The 7,682-nt window shown below is 41.1% G+C and carries 6 protein-coding genes; 3 read left to right on the plus strand and 3 right to left on the minus strand.

Features of this window, described 5'->3' with window-relative positions:
* Window positions 1-277: NAD(P)H-binding protein (locus Q1V93_RS11515; RefSeq protein WP_300664830.1), on the minus strand; the 277-nt coding region annotated here is incomplete at its 3' end.
* A 161-nt stretch (window positions 278-438) separates the two neighbouring features.
* Between Q1V93_RS11515 and Q1V93_RS11520 the strand changes: the two genes are divergently transcribed.
* From Q1V93_RS11520 to Q1V93_RS11530, 3 genes are all read left to right on the plus strand, one after another.
* The gene (locus Q1V93_RS11520; protein WP_300664831.1) at window positions 439-822 is read left to right on the plus strand and encodes a helix-turn-helix domain-containing protein; all 384 of its coding nucleotides are present in this window, start codon (window positions 439-441) and stop codon (window positions 820-822) included.
* Between the two features lie 112 nt (window positions 823-934).
* Entirely contained in the window at window positions 935-2,629 is a 1,695-nt protein-coding gene (locus Q1V93_RS11525; protein WP_300664832.1) for a M14 family zinc carboxypeptidase, read from the plus strand.
* Window positions 2,630-3,266: 637 nt separating this feature from the next.
* Window positions 3,267-6,704, plus strand: coding sequence for a LamG-like jellyroll fold domain-containing protein (locus Q1V93_RS11530; protein WP_300664833.1), 3,438 nt, complete (start codon window positions 3,267-3,269; stop codon window positions 6,702-6,704).
* A 100-nt stretch (window positions 6,705-6,804) separates the two neighbouring features.
* On the opposite strand, the gene Q1V93_RS11535 is transcribed toward Q1V93_RS11530, so the two are convergent.
* A complete protein-coding gene (locus Q1V93_RS11535) occupies window positions 6,805-7,287 on the minus strand; it encodes a hypothetical protein (protein ID WP_300664834.1) in 483 nt (160 codons plus the stop codon).
* A 42-nt stretch (window positions 7,288-7,329) separates the two neighbouring features.
* On the minus strand, window positions 7,330-7,682 hold a 353-nt coding region (locus tag Q1V93_RS11540), incomplete at its 5' end, for a CYTH domain-containing protein (protein ID WP_300664837.1).

Below are 7,682 nucleotides of genomic sequence, written 5' to 3' on the forward strand. Positions count from 1 at the left end.
CTTTTGCTGCGTCGATTACTCGTTGGTGTTGACCCAACCGATCATTGAAATCGTTGGAAGAGATCAAAAACACTTTGTCAACTCCTGCTAACGCTGCGATTAATGAGTTTTTATCGTGATAATCTCCGATGCGGATAGTCACACCTTTCTCTTTCAAATCTGGAACTTTGTTTTCATCGCGTACCAACACCGCCAGTTCATTTGCCGGAACTTTCTTCAGTAAAAAATCGACTGTTGCTCTTCCTAAATTTCCTGTTGCACCTGTTATTAAAATCATCTTGTTTCTTTTTAATTGTTTGATGCGTCAAAACTAGAAATAGATGCTATACAAAAAGAAGTAATATACTTTTGTATATCAATATACTTTAGTATACTTGCAGCCCGATAATGCCGAATCACGAATTGTTTTTTAATTCGGCATTCGTAATTTTTTGAAGTATGGAACAGAAAATCAGTTTTGAAGAAGCAAAAGCATGTCCGATTCAGTTTGTTTTGGCAATTAACGATACGCTGAATGTGATTTCGGGAAAATGGAAAATGCCCATTATAGCGACGCTGTTTTTCGGGAAGAAACGATTCACGGAGATTCAACGGAATATCAACAAAATCACTCCCAGAATGCTTTCCAAGGAATTGAAAGAGCTGGAACTAAACGGAATTGTAACACGCACGGTGCACGATTCCATTCCGGTAGTGGTGGAATATGAACTGACTGAATCAGCCCGGCAACTGAGCGATGTGATGGATAGCATGATTCATTGGGGAATCAATCACCGGAAAGGAATTATTCGCGAAAATACGGCAGAAAAAATCGCAGTTTAAACACTGTTTTCATCGGTGGGTCTGGTAAATGAAATGGTTCATTCCGGAAAACGGCGAACACTTCATCGGGAATGAAAACAGCAAATTCTGCTGCATTGCTTATTTTTAAAACATGAAAACAACAATTGCCTTTTTGTTTTTCCCTTTGTTTCTGTTTGCTCAATGGGATAAAAATCAAACACCGACTTATCCGGAGTTGATTGATATCTACAAAAAACTGGATGCCGAACATTCCGAAATTCAATTGTTTCAGATGGGAATGTCCGATACGGAATACCCGATTTATCTTGTGGTCATTAACGGTGCGCAGGATTCGCTGAAAACGTTTGAGAAAGCAAGAACAAAAACAACGCTTCTGATCAATAATGCCATTCATGCCGGTGAACCGGACGGAGTAAATGCCTGTTTGCTATGGATTGATGAATGGATCAAAAAAGGAAAGAAAACAAGTAATCTTCCGGTTATTGCCATTATCCCGGCTTACAATGTAGGAGGGATGCTCAACCGGTCTTCTGCCAGCAGAGCCAACCAGGATGGACCGGCAGAATACGGTTTCAGAGGAAATGCACAAAACCTGGATTTGAACCGCGACTTCATCAAAATGGACTCTCCGAATGCGCATACCTTTGCTAAAATTTATCATGCCCTGGATCCGGATGTTTTTGTAGATACACATGTATCAAACGGAGCAGATTATCAATATACGTTAACCTTGATTCATTCCATGAAAGAACGGATAGATCCGGAACTTCAGCGTTTGATGGATCAGAAATACATTCCGTATCTGACAGAAACACTCAGGAAAAAAGGCTGGGATTGGTCGCCGTATGTCGAAACAATGGAAGAAACTCCGGAATCCGGTTTACAGGCATTTAATGATTTACCGCGATATGCCCAGGGTTACGGAACCCTATTTCACGCATTGAGTGTAACGATCGAAACGCATATGCTCAAGCCCTTTCCACAACGTGTTCAGGCAACAAAGGATTACCTGGATTTTTTAATCGGGTGGACTCATGGTGCTTCGCAAGGGTTGGAACATGCACGCCAGAATGCTTTGAGAAGAGATACCGGAAAAACCTATTATCCGGTCAATTATGAGCTGACACCGAAGAAAGATTCGGTTTTGTTTAAAGGATTTGAGCACGAATACAAAACCAGTTTGGTGAGCGGTGAAAAGCGTTTGTTTTATGACCGCACAAAACCCTTCACGAAATACATTCCATATTACAAAACCTTCCTGGCAAAGGATTCCGTTCGAATTCCAAACGGATATTACGTTTCTGCCGAAGCAAGAGAGATCATTGAACGCTTGAAGCTGAATGGAGTGGAAATGCAGGAAACTGATAACCGGATGGAAAAAGAAGTGAGTTCACTCCGCGTTCTTAAATTTGAATCGGGTTCAAAACCCTATGAAGGACATTACCTGCACAGAAAAGTTGAAATCAGTGAGCAGACAGAAAAGATTTCTTTGCCGAAAGGAAGTGTCTGGATTCCGACCAATCAATCCAAACGAAACTTTATCGTATCAGTGCTCGAACCTAAAAGCGAAGATTCCTATTTTGCATGGAATTTTATGGATAGTTATGTCCAGGAAAAGGAATATTTCTCTGCGTATGTTTTTGAAGATGTAGCTGCAAAATTGCTGGAAGAAGACCCGAAACTAAAAGCATTGTTTTTAGCGAAAAAGAAAGAAGATGCCGAATTCGCGAAAAACCCGGGAGCACAACTATTCTTTATTTATCAGAACAGCCCCTATTTCGAAAGCCTTACGTTCAACAGACTACCAGTTTTTAAAGTCTATTAACCTGTCCGGGAGTTTAAGTGGTTTTTGAAATTTCCCGTAGTCCACACAAACTTGAGTGGATACTGTTTTTCATTTTCTGCGCCCCTCACACCCCTCTGAGGGAGAAGAAAACCCACGTCAAATTCATTCGGCATAAAAGCGTATTGAGCAACTTGTGATGAGCCAGTCGAATCAAGTCGAAGTACATAATTCGATTGGATATGTCCGTTCGAGTTTCCGACTTTTTCAGTCGGAAGTATTGAGAACGACATGCACACAATCGTAAAAAAAACACCATTCAAAAATAATCCGAAATCACAAAAAACCGGACCTGAATAGCTTAACTATGGATAGAGTATAGATACAGTATGGGTCAAGTATAGATACAGTATAAAAATGTTATAAATTAAACACGCGATTTTGCTGCGTTTCCGGCAAATTTGAAGTCAAAAAACTGTTTTTAAGTCTTGACTCCTGACTCTCTCGGTCTTGATTATACTTCTCAGAAATGTATAAACCTAAATAAAAACTCCTCTATTCGCAATCACCACTTTTGTTAGCATTACAAGAAAATCAGACAATTGTCCCGTAAATGTCGCAAAAACGTTGTAGTCAGACCTTTTCTTTCGGTTATCTTTACAAACCTATACGAATAATTATGAAAAGACTGATTCTCTCCGCTTTATTTGGAGTGTTTGCGACGCTTTCCTTTGCTCAGGACACCACCTGGGTGCAAACTTACACGTTTGACAGCATCACGACCAGAAGAGCCAATTTCCAATTTCCGGCAAGTCTGGACAACAAACGCTTTGAAAAAGTACTCATGTACTACAAATTAAAGTGCTCTCCATTAACAACCTGGGATCAATACAATTGCGGTGAATGGGATTATTTGACCTACACGCGAATTTTAGATCATACCAATGTTTGGGATTCGGTGAGAGTCGAAGGTCCGAAGTTTAAAGTGAACACGCAGGCTCCTGTTTCTTACGCATATGCAAATCAGGTGTATTTTGATCAGCAATACCGCCAGGTTTCCAGGAGAACGGCACAAACACCAAACATGCAAGCAGTTTCAGGTTCCGCTGCCTCCTCAGTTGATTTTGTGAGATCGGGAGCGAACGGAGCAAAAATGCAATGGATTGTTTCCGCAGCAGATCTTGCTGCCAACGGAGTAACAGCAGGAAATATCCAGGCCTTGCAATTGATGTTCTCACAGGGACTTTCCGAACTGGAAAATGTGACCATCAAAATCAAACACACTTCCTTGTCTGCCTTAACGGCCTGGGAAACTACCGGATTTAGTTCTGTTTTCAATGATGATGTAGCAAACATCGTCAACGGGGCAAATGTGTTTCATTTTTCAGCGCCGTTTGTTTACAATGGAACAGACAATCTCATCGTCGAAGTAACATATGAAGATGCACACCAGGCCTCAACTACCAGCGCACTTTCCACACAGACTCTTGGAGCGAACAACTCATTGTTTTACAACAATGCCGGCGGTGTTTTGAGAGCAACCGGTTCCAACTTTGCAGATGTCAATTTGAGTAATGTGGATTTGGGAGCAGATGTAACCGTTGCATTCTGGACAAAAGGAAACGGTAATTTGGGAACGAGCACATCTATTTTGGAAGCTTTGGATTCATTGGGAAACAGAGTGTTTAACATTCACATGCCGTGGTCCGATAATACGATTTATTTCGATGCGGGATCGGGTTCCGGCTATGACCGGATTTCAAAAGCCGCAACAGCAACAGATATTGATAACGTTTGGCATCACTGGGCATTTGTGAAGAAAACATCTACCGGACAAATGTTTATTTACAGAGACGGGGTTTTGTGGCATTCCGGAACAGGGAAAAATTTGCCGGTAGGGAAGGTTGCGAAATTCATTTTAGGAGCCAATGCATTTGAAGGAAACTTCTTTAAAGGAGATATAGATGAATTCAGTGTTTGGTCAACAGCGATCAATGCTGCGGATATCACTGCCTGGATGAACAAAAAGATCACAGCTGCTCATCCGAATTATGCAGACCTTGAAGTATATTATGATTTTGACGGAGAACGAGCTTGTATTGACCGCTCAACCCACAACCGCCTGGCAATGGCTTCAACGACTAATACAGTTGTTTCATCCAATGCTCCTTTTCTTCCGGGTACAGTTTCTTCCAATGAAATTCCTGTTTTTTCACTCGATCAGGGAACGTACAATGCAGCTTCACAGGATTCCGTATTGACGGCTTTGTTTCCGGCAGTTTCAGTGAAATTCAACTATGTTGCAAGCGACAATAATTTCGTTGTTTCTTCTAATCAGAAAACCTATACGCAGGGAACGATCGACACACTTTCGGCTTCTGGATCAAACCTTGGTTCAGGACCTGGTGCGGTTGACGCAACGGAATTAAACGATACAATTTTTTACTACAAAGAACCGTTCGAATTGATAAATGATGTGGAAATCGGTCGTTACATCACACCGTACGGAATCGGATTTGATTTGGGACCACAAGGATTTACGTGGATTTATGATGTAACGGATTATCAGAAATACCTGCATGGAATGGTCGATTTGGCAGCGCATAATACACAGGAATTGATCGACCTGAAGTTTGCTTTTGTAGAAGGAATTCCGGCAAGAGATGTACACGATATTCAACCGATCTGGCAAAACTGGACTTCCTACAACTACGCTGATATGGCGAATGATGTAGTCTTACAGGCAAAACAAGTGGTTCTTTCGGATACTTCCCAAAACTTTAAGATCAGAACGCGTCTTACGGGACACGGACAAGTTGGAAACGGAGCTTGCTGCGAATGGCAGGACAAGCAGCACAAGATAATTATTGATGGAGTGGAGCGTTTCAGCTGGAGTATCTGGAGAGACGATTGCGGAAAGAATCCGAATACTGCTCAGGGTGGAACATGGCCGTATTCACGCGAAGGCTGGTGTCCGGGAGACATGGTGAGAGAATTTGATCACGAGTTGTCTTCTTTTGTACAGCCGGGAGCAACTATTTCAGTCGACTACGATATCAGTGATGTGCCTGCGAATGATGCTGGTCAGGCGGGTGGAAACTTTATCACGGCAATTGACCTGGTTTCGTATTCAGCACCTAATTTCCAACACGATGCTGCCATTTTGGATATTTTGAATCCGAACAGCTATGAATATTACAAAAAGTGGAATCCGACGTGTTCCAATCCGCGTGTTATTTTACAAAACAACGGAGTTTTGCCTCTGACTTCTTGTAAAATCCGGATTTGGGTTACATACGGAAACTTTGTTGATTATGTCTGGACCGGAAATTTAGGATTCCTGCAAAAGGAAATCGTGGAAATTCCGATCGCAGATCAGCATTTCTGGCTGGGGGCAAATCCTACCAATGGATTTTATGCCCGCGTCATTGAAATCGACGGCTCATCTTCACTGGATGAATATCCGAACAACAATGAATTCAAAACAAAATATACCGCTCCGGAAGTAATCAATGGACCGTTCTTTGTTTGGATGGTTACGAACAATAAAGCCAGCGAAAACAAATGGAGATTGGTAGATCAAAACGGAAGTACCATTTTTGAACGTACTTCACTTGCCAATTCAACAGACTACAAAGACACATTTAATTTGGCTCCGGGTTGTTATTCCCTGATTCTGGAAGACAGCGATAATGATGGTTTGGGTTTCTGGTACTCTGCGCAAACAGAAGGTGAGACTTCGGGATCATTCCGTGTCCGCAAAGTAGGAGGATCCATCGTGGAGACTTTCCCGGGAGATTTCGGAGCGTATCACCGTTACAATTTCTCCGTTGGATTTGCCTTAGAACTGGATGAAAAAGTACTGACAAATGAACTGATGGTTTTCCCGAATCCGTCTTCTGATAAAATCAGAGTGGAATTGGTTGGAAATGTAGGATCGAATGCCGAGGCTGAAATTGTGGACATGAACGGGCGGGTAGTTAAACGTCAGAATGTCAGTAACAACAATCAAAGTTACGGTGTCGATTTCCAGGTAGGTGATTTACAAAACGGGTATTACCTGGTTCGAATCAGCGGAAGTGAAGGTTCGGAAACGGTTCCGTTTATCAAGCAGTAAAAAAATATCTAAATAAAATAAAACGCGGTTCATTTAGTGATGAACCGCGTTTTTTGTTGACTGAATTTCAATGTTTCGGGAGACTACTCCAAAGAATAAACTACTCTTTTTGGGCGAGTTTCATGAATTGGGAAATAGCCATTGTTTTTCGTTTTTGCTTACCGATCGTAATCCTGTTTTCATTGATTCTTTCAAAATGCTTGTTTATTGAATCAGAACTAAGTTTATAGCTGCTTAAAAGTTCATAGTTTTCATTCAAAAGGATCAATAGCGCATAATCAAAAGGAGTCTCGAAGTTTTTGTTCAATAAAGGACCTGTCATAGCAGAATTAACACCTTTAAACCTTCTTGTTTTTATTTGTACCCGTTTACCGTCTTTGTCCAGGGCGTCAAAACCTTCGTTTATATCGTCGATTACGAGTTTTAGATCGTGGACTTTGCAAGCGAGAACTTCCCCCACAATACTGGTTATATTCAGTTGTTTTCGGGTTAATTGTTCGAAATCCAGTGAGGTTTTGACAGCATTGTTTAATTTTTCGATGATCTCGTCTGAGATGATGATAGATGGGATGTCCTTTTTCATTGATTGCGTGTAAAATAAGTTGCTGATGGATTGTGTTTGATATTAATTTTCAAGCTCTGAAATCAGGTCGCTATATGATTTGTCGATGAGATCTTTTTGCGTCAATTCAAAGAAGTTAAAATAGTAGTCACATTGCTCTTTTAATTCTTCCAGCGTAAAGGCTTCTTGATCGTCAATTGCTTCAACTTCGATAAATGTGCCCAGGTTCTTCACAAAATCAAAGTGAAACTTCACATTGTTTAAAAAGTAAATTTTCCGTTGTTTGTCAACGATGATTTTTATTCCAAGCTGTCGGGTCAATATGGCCTTCAAAGCATTATCCGGAGAATGTTTATACAAAATGATCTGCGATTCTTTTGAACCGGCTATATTTTTTCTATCGTAATTGATTAATG

The organism is Fluviicola sp. (assembly GCF_030151805.1).
Classification (GTDB): domain Bacteria; phylum Bacteroidota; class Bacteroidia; order Flavobacteriales_D; family Crocinitomicaceae; genus Fluviicola.

What these genes read in the sequence shown, in the direction of transcription:
- Q1V93_RS11520 (WP_300664831.1), top strand. Translation starts at nt 439, where the DNA reads ATGGAACAGAAAATCAGTTTTGAAGAAGCAAAAGCATGTCCGATTCAG.
- Q1V93_RS11530 (WP_300664833.1), top strand. Translation starts at nt 3,267, where the DNA reads ATGAAAAGACTGATTCTCTCCGCTTTATTTGGAGTGTTTGCGACGCTT.
- Q1V93_RS11525 (WP_300664832.1), top strand. Translation starts at nt 935, where the DNA reads ATGAAAACAACAATTGCCTTTTTGTTTTTCCCTTTGTTTCTGTTTGCT.
- Q1V93_RS11535 (WP_300664834.1), bottom strand. Translation starts at nt 7,287, where the DNA reads ATGAAAAAGGACATCCCATCTATCATCATCTCAGACGAGATCATCGAA.